Raw genomic sequence first — 13,569 nt, 5'->3', positions numbered from 1 at the left:
CACCAAGTTTCCGCCCATGCAGGGCGCACATAAAAAAGAGCAGAGAATTTAATCTCTGCTCTTACTAACACTTTTTTGGTTCTTAATACCTTTTCTTGCTTCAAATACCACTGTACGTTTTCCCAAGTATTTGGGTTTTGTAAGTGGAGACGGTGGGAGTCGAACCCACGTCCAAAGATATCGGCACTTAAGCTTCTACGAGCGTAGTCGATATATTAGCCATTCGCTAGCACTTCAGCCTATCGACAGGCTTCCGTGTAGCTAGTCTTATTAAGTTCTTCGTTCACCCTAAGACGGCGACTGAACGCATAGCCCGCTTCAGTTTGAGACCCTTCTATCTACCACACGGGCGATGGTAGGAAGGATCCTCTAGAATCAGCTTATGCAGCTGCTAGAGAGTAATTGTTTTCTTTGCCAGTTATAATTTAGGCATGGCCTTTAACGAGGTACCGCTCGGCTCGCAACTTAAGCTCGACCTATCCCTGTCGAATCCGTAACGTCCCCATATAAAATAAGGAGAACTGAACGGAATGGAGCTTATCATTGCACTCCATATTCAGTTGTCATTGCGCCTTTTCTTTGGCGACATAAGTTATTATAACATATCTCGATCAACTTTCAAATAATAGGGTGTGGTACTTAATGGGAATGGTTTAGTAACCACTATTTTTAACTGCTCGATCAATATCTCGCTTAGCTTGTTTGCGTTTTAAGTCTTCTCGCTTGTCGTATTTCTTTTTCCCTTTACCAACACCTAGAAGCATTTTCGCTACACCATTTTTAATATACATCTTTAATGGTATTAAGGAATAACCTTGTTGTTGTGTTTCGCCAATTAAGCGATCGATTTGTTTGCGATGAAGGAGCAATTTACGCATTCTTGTTGGATCATGATTGAATTGATTCCCTTGTTCGTAAGGGGAAATGTGTAAATTATGCACGAATACTTCACCATGATTAATGCGAGCAAAGGAATCCTTCATATTGACGCGACCAGCGCGAATGGATTTAATCTCCGTTCCTTTCAATACCATTCCTGCTTCAACAGTGTCTTCTATGATAAAATCGTGGGATGCTTTGCGATTTTGGGCAATTGCTTTTCCTTGACCTTTTGGCATAACCGTTCCTCCTCTTATTGCGTGACTTATATTATAGCAAAAATCTGTCCAATATCCAATTGTACCAACCATTATAACGGGTGAAATATATTTATGGACATGGAAAGGTTCTTTGTGCGAATATTAGTGTAGAAAATTCCGAATAGTTCAATCAGATAAAGGAGAAATAAACAATGAATGGCGTATTACACGTTAGAAAATTACGTATGGATGATTTAAAAGTACTCAAGCAAATGGAAACAAATATAGATGATGATTACGTTATCCGTATATTCCCTGAGTTGATTAGTCGTGAGAACAATACAGTATTTGGGCTATTTAATGGTGACCAAATGCTAGCGATTGCTGGTTACACGACGTTTCATCATCGTTACGCCATGCTAGGTCGTCTCCGCAGTGACGTTCGTTACCGTGGGAATGGGCATGCTACCTATTTATTAAATGAAATCATTCGCTATATACAGCACAATACGAAGTTAGAATGGGTTGGTGCTTACACCCAAAGGACCAATAGCGCCGCACGTCAAGTCATACAAAAGCTTGATTTAAAACATATGACAACGATTCAACATGTTAAACTTCCTCTTCACCACTTACAGAAGGATGGCGAAGTTTGGGAAAAAATAACGAACACAGACAAAATAAGAGAATACTTGCTTTCTACCCAGAATACGATTTTCTCTTATGAAGCCTATTATCCTTTACCAAAAGATCGTCTGTATTTGACTGATGCATACTTGAGCACTGGTTCTTTTTATATACACTCTAAAGGAAAACGGTTTATGTTTATTCAAGAAGACATAAAGGATTACGTGTATGCGCATGTGAAATACTTCTGGGATGACCTCCATCTCCAAGCTGGTTTTTGGAGTACAGTAGCTGCTCATATACAAAGCCAATCAAACGTAGAAAACATTTGGCTAAACCTTTCTCCAACTGCAGCATCAAGTCTATCTAGTCGCTTCGTAATGAACTCAAACGATGAATGGCATTTATATGAAAAATGGCTAACATAAGCAAAAAAGGATGGCAACAACACCATCCTTTCGCTTATTTCTTCTTCTTTTTCTTTCCTTTAGGTACACCTTTATTTTGATAGAACGGTTTGTTTTGTTTCGTTTTCTTCTTTTTGCTTTTTGCATTTTTCTTTTTATAAGAAGAAGAGTCTTGTTTTGTTCTAATTACTTTAGGACGTTCTGGACGTGGACGCTTCTTCGGCGGCTCCATACCTGATATTTCGAAATCAACGGCACGCTCTTCCATGTTCACGTTAATACATTTAACCGTTATTTCATCCCCTATACGGAACACATTGCCGGTACGTTCTCCGATCATCGCATAATGACGTTCTTCGAAATGGTAGTAATCGTCTGTTAAATAACTGACGTGTACGAGGCCTTCTACTGTGTTTGGCAATTCAACGAATAGGCCAAAGTTCGTAATCGAGCTAATAACCCCTTCAAATTCTTCCCCAACTTTATCTTGCATGTATTCTGCCTTTTTTAAATCGTCTGTTTCTCGTTCTGCATCAACGGCCGCACGTTCTCTTTCCGAGGTATGACGGGAAATTTCAGGGATTTCTTCTTTCCAATAATCCCTCGTCTCTTGGTCTACTTTTCCTTCAATAAGATAGGTACGAATTAGTCGATGGACGATTAAATCTGGATAACGACGAATCGGCGATGTAAAGTGGGTATAGTAATCAGCTGCCAGCCCGAAGTGCCCTAAGTTATCCCCATCATAACGTGCTTGCTGCATGGAACGAAGCATAATCTTCGAAATAACTTTCGCCTCTTGCGTTCCTTCTACCGCCTCTAGCACTTCTTGCAACGCTTTCGGATGGACATCATTAGCAGAACCTCTCACAACATAGCCGAAATTCGTAATAAACTCAAAGAAGTGTTGTAGCTTGGATTCGTCTGGCTCTTCATGTACACGATGAATAAACGGAAGGTTCATCCAATGGAAATGCTCATCCACCGTTTCATTTGCTGCTAGCATAAATTCCTCAATTAACTTCTCAGCAACAGAGCGTTCTCGCAATACGACATCAAACGCTTTCCCTTCTTCATCAACAAGTACTTGCGCCTCTTTAAAATCAAAATCGATTGCCCCTCGATCTGTTCTTTTTTGCCGAAGGATGCTAGCTAATTCTTCCATATCCTTAAACATAGGGACAAGCTCTTCGTATTTCTGAATTAGCTCTTCATCTTCATCAACTAAGATTTGGTTCACATCATTATATGTCATTCGTTCTTTCGTCTTAATCACACTTTGAAAAATATCATGCTTAACTACTTCACCTTTAGAGTTAATTTCCATATCACAAGAAAGCGTCAATCGATTTACTTGCGGATTCAGGGAGCATATTCCATTCGACAAACGATGCGGAATCATCGGAATAACTCGATCAACCAAGTACGTACTTGTTCCTCGTTCATATGCTTCTTCATCAATAGGCGAGCCTTTTTCTACATAATAACTAACATCTGCAATATGTACGCCAAGATGATAATTACCATTTTCTAATTTCCGAACGGTAACAGCATCATCTAAATCTTTCGCATCCGCTCCATCAATAGTAACAATGGTTTCATCTCGTAAATCGCGACGGTTCACAATCTCCTCTTCTGTAATCTCTTCAGGAGTTTGCTGCGCCTGCTCCATTACAGGTTTCGGAAATTCCGCTTGAATACCATGCTTATGAATAATAGCTAGAATATCAATACCTGGGTCATTTTTGTGCCCTAGTATTTCGACAATTTCTCCTTCCGCACTCATGCGATCTTCGGGAAATTTCGTAATACGTACAATTACTTTATGTCCATCCACCGCTCCATTCGTTGCCCCTTTAGGAATAAATATATCGTTCGGGATACGTTTATCATCGGCAATGACGAAGCCAAAGTATCCATTGTCTTCATACGTACCAACGATTTTGCTCGTACTACGCTCTATTATGCGGATAACCGTACCTTCTGGGCGTTTGTCGTCATCACTTTTCGTTTCAATCCGTACAAACACACGGTCATTATTCATCGCCGAATGCAAGTCAGAGTGATGGATATATACATCTCTTTGCTCTTCATCATCTGGAATTAGAAAAGCAAACCCTTTCTGGTGCATTTGTATCCTTCCACGGATTAAGTTCATCTTCTCAGGTAATCCGTAACGATTCTTCCTCGTACGAACAAGCTCGCCTTCTTCCTCTAATGCGTTCAGTGCTTTCATTAACATCGTAAATTCTTCTGATCCCTCTAACTGCGCCATCTCTTCAATTTCTTGTACGGATAATGGTTTTGTCGTATTCTCATTAATGATGTCGATAATTTGTTTTTTCAATAGTTCACTCATACCATTCACCTTCTTTCATTAATAATTCCTTTTCTATCATTCTGTGTTATTCCACAGACCAATCAAGTGATTCTAAAAAGTTATACACATCTTCATGTAACTTTTCTTTCTCTTTATCAAGCGTTATAACGTGACCTGATTCTTCATACCACTTGATGTGCTTCAAATCCGCTTCAACATGTTCATAAATGTATGGAGCGCTATCTGTATTTATCATTTGATCCTTTCTTGCTTGTACAACCATCGTTGGTGCATAAATCATATCAACGTTTTTGTTCACAGTATTAATTAGGTTTTTCAACTCTGTAAACGTTTCTGTCGAATTGACTAATAACGCTTCCATTTCTTGCTCGATTTGCTCTTCTGACTTTTCTTCTAACTGTTTGTACTCTTTAGCAAATTGCTTAAACCCTTGCTTCAACTGTTCTTCATTGTCAAAGAACATAGGCGCACACATTGGCACTACTGCTTTTACCGCTTCACTATAACCTAACTTCAAACTAAATACCCCGCCCAATGACAAGCCAACAACAGCCACCTCTTCATGACCTAAGTCTTTCAAGTGCTGCAGAGCTTCTTGCACGTCTTGCCACCAATCTTTTGGTGTATATTTCAGAATTTCTTCCGGTGGTGCCCCGTGACCTTTATAAATCGGTGCATGACTAGTATACCCTTTCTTCTGCAAATATCTACCTAACATTCTCACATCTGCAGAATGACCTGTGAACCCATGTAATAACAATACCGCACGTTTACCTGCTTCAAACGTAAATGGTTGAGGTTGTTTAATTTTCATCTATACTTGCACTCCTTTTACTACAGTTCCTATTAAATAACATGCTGATCATATTAGCATTATAAAGAAAGAATAGAATGGCATGAGAATGACTTTATCATATCATAATCTAAATTCTCGAAACTACTCACAAGTTTCTACAATGAAGCATTAAAAAACAACGAGACAAAGCGCTCGTTGTTAATCAAGAACATATCCTATTAAAAATGTAAGCACGAATAATAAAACGGCCGTTACGACAGTTGCTTTATGAAAAAAAGCGTCCATGCCACGTGCTTTTTGCTTACCGAATAATTCTTCTGCACCGCCTGAAATCGATCCAGCTAGTCCCGCACTTTTACCAGATTGTAATAGAACTAACGTAATAAGAGCTAAAGCATCAATAACAAGTAAAACAATTGCAAATGTATACAATAAAGCCACCTCCTAAGACGTACAACTACCTAATGATAATGTAGCACAAAACGGTAGCAAGGAGCAAGATGATATTTCCAAGCTTACCTCCTCCATATATTCACATAGTTTTCAGAAATAAAAGCATTTCTACGACTTTGAAACGGGTATACTGAAGAAGAGAATGGACAACTATTTTATTAGCATTTATGACACGATTCTTGAATGCACCATAGAAAACAGGTAAAGTAGATAGTTGTACAAACCATTAATGTGCAAGATAGTATAAGGAGGTTTCATTATGGTAGAACAAACATTGAAAATCACATCTGAAGAAGGCGTTCACGCACGTCCTGCAACTATACTAGTTCAAAAAGCAGGTAACTTCAACGCAGATGTTAATTTAGAATACAACGGGAAAACCGTAAACTTAAAATCCATTATGGGAATTATGTCTCTAGGTATTCCATTCGGAGCAACTATTAAAATTACAGCAGAAGGTACGGATGAAGAAGTGGCATTACAGTCTATTGTAGAAACACTGAAAAAAGAAAACTTGGGGGAATAATGTATGACCAGTATGAAAGGTATTGCAGCTTCTAACGGAATTGCCATCGCAAAAGCGTATCGACTTGAAGCACCAGAACTTTCCTATGAAACCATTACGGTTGAGAATACAGAACAAGAGGTTACTCGTTTTGAAGAAGCCTTGGAAATTTCCAAACAAGAATTAGCAAAAATTAAAGAACATGCTTTTAAAACACTAGGTCAAGAAAAAGCAGAAATTTTCTCTGCTCATTTACTTGTGTTAAGTGACCCTGAATTAATTCAACCAATTACAGATAAAATTAATACAGACAAGGTGAATGCGGAAGCAGCTTTAGACGAAATAGCGAATATGTTTATTAATATGTTTAAGAGCATGGATAATGAATATATGCGAGAACGAGCAGCGGATATTCAAGATGTAACGAAGCGTATTATGGCACACTTGCTTCAAGTAACATTCCCTGATCCCGCCCTTATTGATGAAGAGGTTGTTATCATTGCAGAGGATTTAACTCCTTCTGATACCGCCCAACTAAATAAACAGTTCGTTAAGGGCTTCACGACGGATATTGGTGGCCGTACTTCTCACTCAGCTATTATGGCTCGCTCCTTGGAAATCCCTGCAGTTGTAGGCACGAAACAAGTAACGGCTTCTATCCAAGAAGGCGACCTTGTCATCGTGGACGGTATTGATGGGGAAGTCATTGTTAACCCTACAGAGGAACAAGTCGAATCGTTCAAGCAAAAGCAAGCTCGTTTTGACGAGAAGAAAGTACAATGGGCTAAGCTAAAAAACGAACCAACTGTGACGAAGGAAGGACAACACGTAGAACTTGTAGCCAATATCGGTACACCTGAAGACGTAGAAGGGGTTCTCAATAATGGCGGTGAAGGAGTCGGCTTGTACCGTACAGAGTTTCTTTATATGGGTAAAAGCCAGCTACCAACGGAAGAAGAACAATTTGATGCATACAAATCCGTATTAGAGCAAATGGGTGATAAGCCTGTTGTCGTTCGTACACTTGATATTGGTGGCGATAAAGAATTAGATTACTTAGACCTACCAGAAGAAATGAATCCATTCCTTGGCTATCGTGCAATCCGTCTTTGCTTAGAGCGTGATGACATTTTCCGTACACAATTGCGCGCACTATTAAGAGCAAGCGTCTACGGTAACTTAAAAATCATGTTCCCAATGATTGCGACGTTAGATGAATTCCGTCAAGCGAAGGCATTACTTGAAGAAGAGAAACAAAACCTTTCAAACGAAGGCGTTGCTGTATCCGACAATATCGAAGTTGGTATTATGGTTGAAATTCCTTCTACAGCAGTCATGGCAAAACAATTTGCGAAGGAAGTAGATTTCTTCAGTATTGGTACCAATGATTTAATCCAATACACGATGGCAGCTGATCGTATGAATGAGCGCGTTTCTTATTTATATCAACCATACAATCCAGCAATATTAGCTTTAATTCATAACGTTATTGAAGCATCTCATGCAGAAGGTAAATGGACAGGCATGTGTGGAGAAATGGCAGGAGATGAAATTGCTATCCCTATCTTACTTGGTCTAGGCTTAGATGAGTTCAGTATGAGTGCCACTTCTATTCTTCCAGCTCGCACACAGATTCTAAACCTATCGAAAGAAGAAATGGCTTCTTATAAATCTGAAATCCTTTCCATGAACACTGCAGAAGAAGTTGTAGAATTTGTGAAAGCAAAAGCGAATTTATAATCGCACGAAAAAAGATGATGTTCCTAAAGGGCATCATCTTTTTATCATTCTCTCTGCTCTAACACTTCCCGAAGTCGATCTGGATAATTAGTGAATATGCCAGTTACCCCCCAATCTAGCAACCGATGCATATCTTCTTTTTTATTCACCGTATAGGCGTGTAACTCAAGTCCGTTTTGTCGTACTTGGTGGACATACTCCTCATGTAATTGCTCATAATTGGCCCCAATTCCAATCGCATACTGCTTATAGGCTTCTAATTCATTTTTAGTCATACGAGCTTTCTGATCATAGCGAAGCAGCTGTACTAACGAAATGTCCTCATTTAAACGCTGAACATTTTTCAAACTTCGCACACTAAACGACTGAATCAGCACATCTTTAGACGATATATTATGTGCATCCATCATCTGCAAAAGCTTCTCCTCAATCCCGTCATTTTCACGAGGAGATTTTATCTCAATATAATAACGAACACCCGTACCAAAGTGAAGAAATAGTTCCTCAAGAGTTGGAATTGTCAATTGTTCATAATAATCTTGAGCTAAGCTAGGGAATGTATCATTGAACCATGAACCAGCATCCATCTGCTTTATTTCTGCTAATGTATAAGCGGACACATCTCCACTTTCCCCAGTCGTTCGTTCTAGTGTATCATCGTGCATCGCAATTAATTCCCCGTCTTTAGTCATTTGTAAATCAATTTCAACATAATCCCCACTCATTTGTTGACCTAGCTCATAGGATACTATCGTATGCTCTGGTGCATATGCTGAAGCTCCTCTATGAGGAACATTTAATATTTCGTCTGCTGGAACTACTGGGGCAAATGTTTGCTCTTCTTGATTAGACGAAATGAATAAAAGAAGAATACTTACTGCTGCAGTCAACACCCATCCTATACCTTTTTTCACTATTTTGTCCCCTTATTTTTCTTAGTCATACGATACTTTAAGAAGAGAGTGTACTCCTACTCCCTAGAATGCTTTATCTTTAATTCAAGTTTTACTATTTTAAATCCTCCCATTCATATAAAAAAAGCCCCTAATCCTTTAAAGATTAGAAGCTATAGTTTTCTATGCTTTCCCTTGCAACACTTGAATTCCCTTGATTATATTCCATATAAAATAGAAAAGGCATAACAATCCAAAGATAAGAAAGATAGTGATAAAAGACAAACCGGCAATCGTTCCACTATTTGTTGTAATTCCTACCACTCCAAAGACAATAAATCCTGTTACAAGCACTAAATAAGGAACAATATGAGACCAGAACGCTTTCTTCGCATGTACTTTCGTTTCTCCTTCTGATACAAAATATACAACAATCGGTAAAATAACCGGCGCAAAAAATATGCTAAAATAACATAAAGACGCAATCACTTTGTTCGAATCCAACACTTTCACCTCCATCTATTTATTCTATGTATACCACTCCAAAACGCATTATATTCCTTACTTTGTATTTTCTACTATGACGAATGCAACAAAATACTAGGAATAAATTTCAAATAAAGCATCACTCAATGTGGGATACAAAAAGGTAAACCCTTGCTTCGTCACTTTCTCAGGATACACATATTTTCCCTCGATAATCCAGTCACTCCGCTCGCCATAAATCATCTTTAGTAACCAGTCTTGTAAAGGGAGCCAATAAGGTTTATGTAACTTCTCTGCAATCATTTTCCCTAACTCATCCATACGAACTGGATTTGGTGATGTTACATTGACAGGGCCTATTATTGCTGGCGAGTTTATAATATGATCCAACATACGGACGAGGTCGTACAAATGAATCCAAGATACCCATTGCTCCCCTGACGCTACTTTTCCACCTAAATAGTAGCGAATAGGAGTTGCTAGTTTCTCCAATGGACCATCCTCATCATCAAGAACAATTCCCATTCTAGCTGTCACCATACGTACCTTGGGCTCATTTAGTAACAGAAACGTATTCTCCCAAATCTCACACACTTCACTAGAAAAGGAATTTAAATGTGGTAGACTTCGATCTGTAAAACGCTCATCCTGCGCGAAACCATAATATTCCGTTGAAGACCCTTGAATAAACGTATGAGGCTTCACTTCCATTTGTTTCACTAAAGAAATCATCCGGGTAGTAGCCTCTATTCGACTTGTTATTATGCGTTCTTTTTTAATTGAAGTCCACTTTTCATCATACATTGGTTCCCCAGCTAAATTGATACACACATCAATGGGGTTGTCCTTTAAGTAATCAAGTTCACGTTCTTCACCTGTCATCCACGGAATATAACGCACTCGTTCCTCATCTTGTTTAGATCGTCTCGTCAACACATAGACTACATGGCCACGCTGAATAAAATATCTCACCAATGCCTTACCAATAAAACCGGTTCCCCCACTTAATAAAATATTCATAGTCGGCCATTCCTCTCTACTTTATTTACTTACTATCTATACTATCATTCTCTATTTTCATTTTCACTGACATTTATGGACTTCAAGCTAAAAAAAGGATATGATTATTACATATTTTTCTTTCATTCTCAGCTGTAATTCAATACAAATGTATTATATTTTCTCTTTATCCTACGTTCATGTTATTCTTATATTTTAAGGTGCATAATGCGTTGGGATAATTATTAAGGGTTAATTGCACAGCAGCCTTATGATTAAGGAAGGGGAGTCCGAGTATGTCAGATGATAATTTGAAAGATAGCCTTATGAATGAAGCCTTTAACAAGCAGAAAGAAAACGAAGAAGCGAAATCCAATGAAGAAAATAAAGCAAATGTCGGTGATCTCATTGCTTTCCAACGAAACGGAAAGGAGTTAAAAGGGATTGTAACAGCTGCTAAACTAGAAAACTCTGTTGTCGTAGATATGACCGTTATGGACAACTTCGATGAAATGGGAATGGACTTTGAAAAAACCGTAGTCGGTCATGGCAAATATAAAATTATAGCACGCGGAACGAATAATTGAAGTTCCAGTATAGCATGAACGAAAGCACCAAGTACCTCTTAATGAAATAGGTACTTGGTGCTTTTATATGCTATATATTATATCAATATAACTATCTTAATGAACCAAGCAAGTTTCTTTTTTAATTTAAAATGTGTGTGCCATATCTTTCGCACGAGCAATTGCGTTCTCTTTAATTTCTTCTGCTTTATCCGGCATTGCTGCATGGCCTTCTACGAATAATCCTTCAAAACTAGGGACGCCGAAGAATTGCATCATTGTATCTAAATAGCGATGGCCCATTTCCATCGTTGCGGCAATACCTTCTGAGTACATGCCACCACGAGCTTGAATATGAAGTGCTTTTTTATCTGTTAATAAACCAATTGATCCTTGTTCTGTATATTTAAACGTCTTTCCTGCCACAGCTACCGCATCCATATATGCTTTCATTACAGGAGGAAATGATAGGTTCCACATTGGTGTAACGAATACGTATTTATCTGCTGCAATAAATTGATTTGCTAACTCTGATAAACGACTCACTTTCTTCTGTTCTTCTTCGTTAAGGGACTCACCTGCTTGTAATTTCCCCCAACCACTTAATACATCTGCATCTATTTGTGGAATATATTCCTTAAATAAATCAAGATGAACTACTTCGTTTTCTGGGTTCAATTCCTTATACGTATCCATAAATGCTTTTCCAGTGCTCATTCCGAAAGAGGCTGCTTCGTTAAGTGGGTGTGCTGTTATATAAAATACTTTTGTCATTTTATTAGCTCCTTTTATCTTTAATTCAAGATAATTTTATACTATTCTTTTTCAAATGACAATATATCTGCTCTTTTAATTGAATACCCCCATTTATTTTTAAGAGTTTCCACTTTAAAATGACAAAATTATCAGGAATGCTATTGACAAAGAGAATCATTATCAATTAACATGTAAGTGTTTACATCTGTAGGTAAATATTAACACGTTGTAAAGATTCCATTTACATATAATGTGTTTATTCCTAAAAATGAAGGAGGTGACCACATGTTTATTGCATCAAATACACTCCAAATAAAAAAAGGGTTTGGAGACTATATTGTACGTCGTTTCCAAAAACGACAAGGGATTGAAGAGATGCCTGGTTTTATTGAATTATACGTTACATCTACCCGCAATTTAGAAAAACAGGATGAAGTGATGGTTTTAACGTATTGGGAAAATGAAACAAGTTTTCAAAATTGGTTGCATTCTAATCAATTTAAAGAAGCCCATAACAATAAGTCGCCAGTAAATAAAAATGGAGAAAGAATCGTTCTCTCCAATCAAATTGGTTTACATGATGTAAAGGTTCATAGCAAAAGTACAATTGAGAAAGCTGGATAAGATTCCAATACTCCATATACTTGCTCGTGCTTTGGGTTAACAAAGCATATATTTTTTTATTAATAACTGAGAATGATAATCATTACAAAAGAAAATGAGGAGGAATCCAAGTGAGTAGTAAACCGGTTTATAAATTATTATTTGCTTTACTGATCATCATATCATTTATATTCGTGCCTTCTTTCCATGTGAACGCTACTGAAATGAAAGATGGTACCTATTCTATTAATTACACCGTGTTAAAAGCAGGAGAAAAGAATGTTTCCATTGCAAACGATTATTTTGATAAACCCGCGACGTTAATTGTTCAAGACGGAAAAATGAGTGTCCAAGTACCCATGAATCATAGTAAATGGATTACATCATTAGCAGTAGAAGGACATGCGGAAAAAATAATAAAGGAGAATAAAAGTGCAGATACACGTGTATCAGAGTTTCCGATTAGCACAGTGGATTCACCTGTCCAAGCCAAAATCGACGTTTACATTAACCAAAAATTAAACGGAGAAGACTTTTTATATGACAATAGTTATACTATCCAGCTTGATTTCGATAAATCTTCTCTTTCTTTAATAAGCGGTGGACAAAAAGCAGATCAAAATCATACACAAGGAACGGATAAGAAGGGGGACAAAACAAATCAAACCACTTCGGTAACTAGTGAGAAAAACGCCCAACCTATTGATAACCCTAAAACTAGTGACCTATCAAGCTTGTATTTGTTTGTAGCTCTATTTGTTTTAAGTGGTGCCGTACTATTCATTCGTATAATAAAACAAAGAAAAGAAACTTTCTAATTAAGGAGACTGAAACAAATGACAAATAAAATGAAGAAATATGTTATCTCGTTTTTTGCCTTCGTTGTATTTTTTTCCACTATGCTTCCGTCAACCTCACATGCTAGTACAGGCATACAAGACGGCACATATGATCTACAAATTAACGTATTAAAAGAAAATGAAGAAAAAACATCAATGATGGATCAATATGTCAATAAACCTGGTAAGCTCGTTGTGGAAAACGGGAAACAATTTGCTGTGATTACGTTTAATCATAGCGACTGGATTAAATGGTTTAAAGTAGACCGAAACGATGAGTTTGTAGATGCTGAAGTGATTGATGTAAATGAACAAAAAAATGAAAGAACAGTAAAATTTGAAGTTGATGATATATCTAAGCCACTTAGGACACAAGTCAGAGTAGAAATTCCATTTATGAACTATTATAACACGTATATTACTCGTTACGTATTGACTCCAGTAATTCCGGACAACGGCAATAGCACCGATCAAAATGA

General features: G+C 37.7%; 15 protein-coding genes and 1 other RNA gene. 7 read left to right on the top strand and 9 right to left on the bottom strand.

Annotated elements, in window-relative coordinates:
* Positions 1 to 141 precede the first annotated feature (141 nt).
* Together ssrA and smpB are read right to left on the bottom strand one after the other, a co-directional pair.
* Positions 142 to 504: a transfer-messenger RNA gene (gene ssrA, locus N784_RS16440) on the bottom strand.
* Between the two features lie 149 nt (positions 505 to 653).
* On the bottom strand, positions 654 to 1,118 hold the full coding sequence (gene smpB, locus N784_RS15255) for an SsrA-binding protein SmpB (RefSeq protein WP_036836327.1): 465 nt from the start codon (positions 1,116 to 1,118) through the stop codon (positions 654 to 656).
* A gap of 173 nt (positions 1,119 to 1,291) precedes the next feature.
* Here smpB and N784_RS15250 point away from each other — a divergent pair, with 173 nt between their 5' ends.
* Entirely contained in the window at positions 1,292 to 2,134 is an 843-nt protein-coding gene (locus N784_RS15250) for a GNAT family N-acetyltransferase (RefSeq protein WP_052127374.1), read from the top strand.
* Between the two features lie 34 nt (positions 2,135 to 2,168).
* Here N784_RS15250 and rnr read toward each other — a convergent pair whose 3' ends face one another.
* The 3 genes from rnr to secG form a co-directional block, all read right to left on the bottom strand.
* Positions 2,169 to 4,472 (bottom strand): ribonuclease R, encoded by a 2,304-nt coding sequence (gene rnr / locus N784_RS15245; protein WP_036836326.1) that lies wholly within the window; start codon positions 4,470 to 4,472, stop codon positions 2,169 to 2,171.
* 46 nt (positions 4,473 to 4,518) lie between these two features.
* Positions 4,519 to 5,268 (bottom strand): alpha/beta hydrolase, encoded by a 750-nt coding sequence (locus N784_RS15240; protein WP_036836324.1) that lies wholly within the window; start codon positions 5,266 to 5,268, stop codon positions 4,519 to 4,521.
* Between the two features lie 180 nt (positions 5,269 to 5,448).
* Positions 5,449 to 5,682, bottom strand: coding sequence for a preprotein translocase subunit SecG (gene secG, locus N784_RS15235; protein ID WP_036836321.1), 234 nt, complete (start codon positions 5,680 to 5,682; stop codon positions 5,449 to 5,451).
* A gap of 280 nt (positions 5,683 to 5,962) precedes the next feature.
* Between secG and N784_RS15230 the strand changes: the two genes are divergently transcribed.
* Together N784_RS15230 and ptsP are read left to right on the top strand one after the other, a co-directional pair.
* Positions 5,963 to 6,229, top strand: a complete 267-nt coding sequence (locus N784_RS15230; protein ID WP_036836318.1) for a phosphocarrier protein HPr — start codon at positions 5,963 to 5,965, stop codon at positions 6,227 to 6,229.
* 3 nt (positions 6,230 to 6,232) lie between these two features.
* Positions 6,233 to 7,948 carry a phosphoenolpyruvate--protein phosphotransferase gene (ptsP, locus tag N784_RS15225; RefSeq protein ID WP_036836316.1) on the top strand — a complete coding sequence of 572 codons (1,716 nt, stop codon included), beginning with the start codon at positions 6,233 to 6,235 and terminating at the stop codon, positions 7,946 to 7,948.
* 44 nt (positions 7,949 to 7,992) lie between these two features.
* Here ptsP and N784_RS15220 read toward each other — a convergent pair whose 3' ends face one another.
* The 3 genes from N784_RS15220 to N784_RS15210 form a co-directional block, all read right to left on the bottom strand.
* Positions 7,993 to 8,862: a glycerophosphodiester phosphodiesterase gene (locus tag N784_RS15220; RefSeq protein ID WP_036836313.1), complete on the bottom strand. Its 870-nt coding sequence runs from the start codon at positions 8,860 to 8,862 to the stop codon at positions 7,993 to 7,995.
* A gap of 162 nt (positions 8,863 to 9,024) precedes the next feature.
* Entirely contained in the window at positions 9,025 to 9,345 is a 321-nt protein-coding gene (locus tag N784_RS15215; RefSeq protein WP_156965291.1) for a DUF4870 domain-containing protein, read from the bottom strand.
* Positions 9,346 to 9,441: 96 nt separating this feature from the next.
* Positions 9,442 to 10,347 carry a TIGR01777 family oxidoreductase gene (locus N784_RS15210; protein ID WP_036836309.1) on the bottom strand — a complete coding sequence of 302 codons (906 nt, stop codon included), beginning with the start codon at positions 10,345 to 10,347 and terminating at the stop codon, positions 9,442 to 9,444.
* Positions 10,348 to 10,622: 275 nt separating this feature from the next.
* Between N784_RS15210 and N784_RS15205 the strand changes: the two genes are divergently transcribed.
* Positions 10,623 to 10,913, top strand: a complete 291-nt coding sequence (locus tag N784_RS15205; protein WP_332307858.1) for a YkvS family protein — start codon at positions 10,623 to 10,625, stop codon at positions 10,911 to 10,913.
* Between the two features lie 126 nt (positions 10,914 to 11,039).
* Here N784_RS15205 and N784_RS15200 read toward each other — a convergent pair whose 3' ends face one another.
* Positions 11,040 to 11,666 carry an FMN-dependent NADH-azoreductase gene (locus N784_RS15200; RefSeq protein ID WP_036836306.1) on the bottom strand — a complete coding sequence of 209 codons (627 nt, stop codon included), beginning with the start codon at positions 11,664 to 11,666 and terminating at the stop codon, positions 11,040 to 11,042.
* 267 nt (positions 11,667 to 11,933) lie between these two features.
* Here N784_RS15200 and N784_RS15195 point away from each other — a divergent pair, with 267 nt between their 5' ends.
* The 3 genes from N784_RS15195 to N784_RS15185 form a co-directional block, all read left to right on the top strand.
* Complete coding sequence (locus N784_RS15195; protein ID WP_036836303.1) at positions 11,934 to 12,272, top strand: antibiotic biosynthesis monooxygenase; 339 nt, start codon at positions 11,934 to 11,936, stop codon at positions 12,270 to 12,272.
* Between the two features lie 110 nt (positions 12,273 to 12,382).
* Positions 12,383 to 13,069 carry a heme uptake protein IsdC gene (gene isdC, locus N784_RS15190; protein WP_052127373.1) on the top strand — a complete coding sequence of 229 codons (687 nt, stop codon included), beginning with the start codon at positions 12,383 to 12,385 and terminating at the stop codon, positions 13,067 to 13,069.
* Between the two features lie 18 nt (positions 13,070 to 13,087).
* Positions 13,088 to 13,569, top strand: a 482-nt coding sequence (locus N784_RS15185; protein WP_198134445.1) for an NEAT domain-containing protein, incomplete at its 3' end; no start/stop codon positions are given.

The sequence above is a fragment of the Pontibacillus litoralis JSM 072002 genome, from assembly GCF_000775615.1.
In the GTDB taxonomy this organism is placed as follows: domain Bacteria; phylum Bacillota; class Bacilli; order Bacillales; family BH030062; genus Pontibacillus; species Pontibacillus litoralis.
Note: the sequence above shows the minus strand (reverse complement) of the source record. Positions and strands in the feature narration are given on the sequence as shown.

Coding starts and splice junctions, on each gene's coding strand:
- N784_RS15230 (WP_036836318.1), top strand. CDS start 5,963: ATGGTAGAACAAACATTGAAAATCACATCTGAAGAAGGCGTTCACGCA.
- N784_RS15240 (WP_036836324.1), bottom strand. CDS start 5,268: ATGAAAATTAAACAACCTCAACCATTTACGTTTGAAGCAGGTAAACGT.
- N784_RS15210 (WP_036836309.1), bottom strand. CDS start 10,347: ATGAATATTTTATTAAGTGGGGGAACCGGTTTTATTGGTAAGGCATTG.
- rnr (WP_036836326.1), bottom strand. CDS start 4,472: ATGAGTGAACTATTGAAAAAACAAATTATCGACATCATTAATGAGAAT.
- N784_RS15205 (WP_332307858.1), top strand. CDS start 10,623: ATGTCAGATGATAATTTGAAAGATAGCCTTATGAATGAAGCCTTTAAC.
- smpB (WP_036836327.1), bottom strand. CDS start 1,118: ATGCCAAAAGGTCAAGGAAAAGCAATTGCCCAAAATCGCAAAGCATCC.
- N784_RS15200 (WP_036836306.1), bottom strand. CDS start 11,666: ATGACAAAAGTATTTTATATAACAGCACACCCACTTAACGAAGCAGCC.
- N784_RS15250 (WP_052127374.1), top strand. CDS start 1,292: ATGAATGGCGTATTACACGTTAGAAAATTACGTATGGATGATTTAAAA.
- ptsP (WP_036836316.1), top strand. CDS start 6,233: ATGACCAGTATGAAAGGTATTGCAGCTTCTAACGGAATTGCCATCGCA.
- N784_RS15195 (WP_036836303.1), top strand. CDS start 11,934: ATGTTTATTGCATCAAATACACTCCAAATAAAAAAAGGGTTTGGAGAC.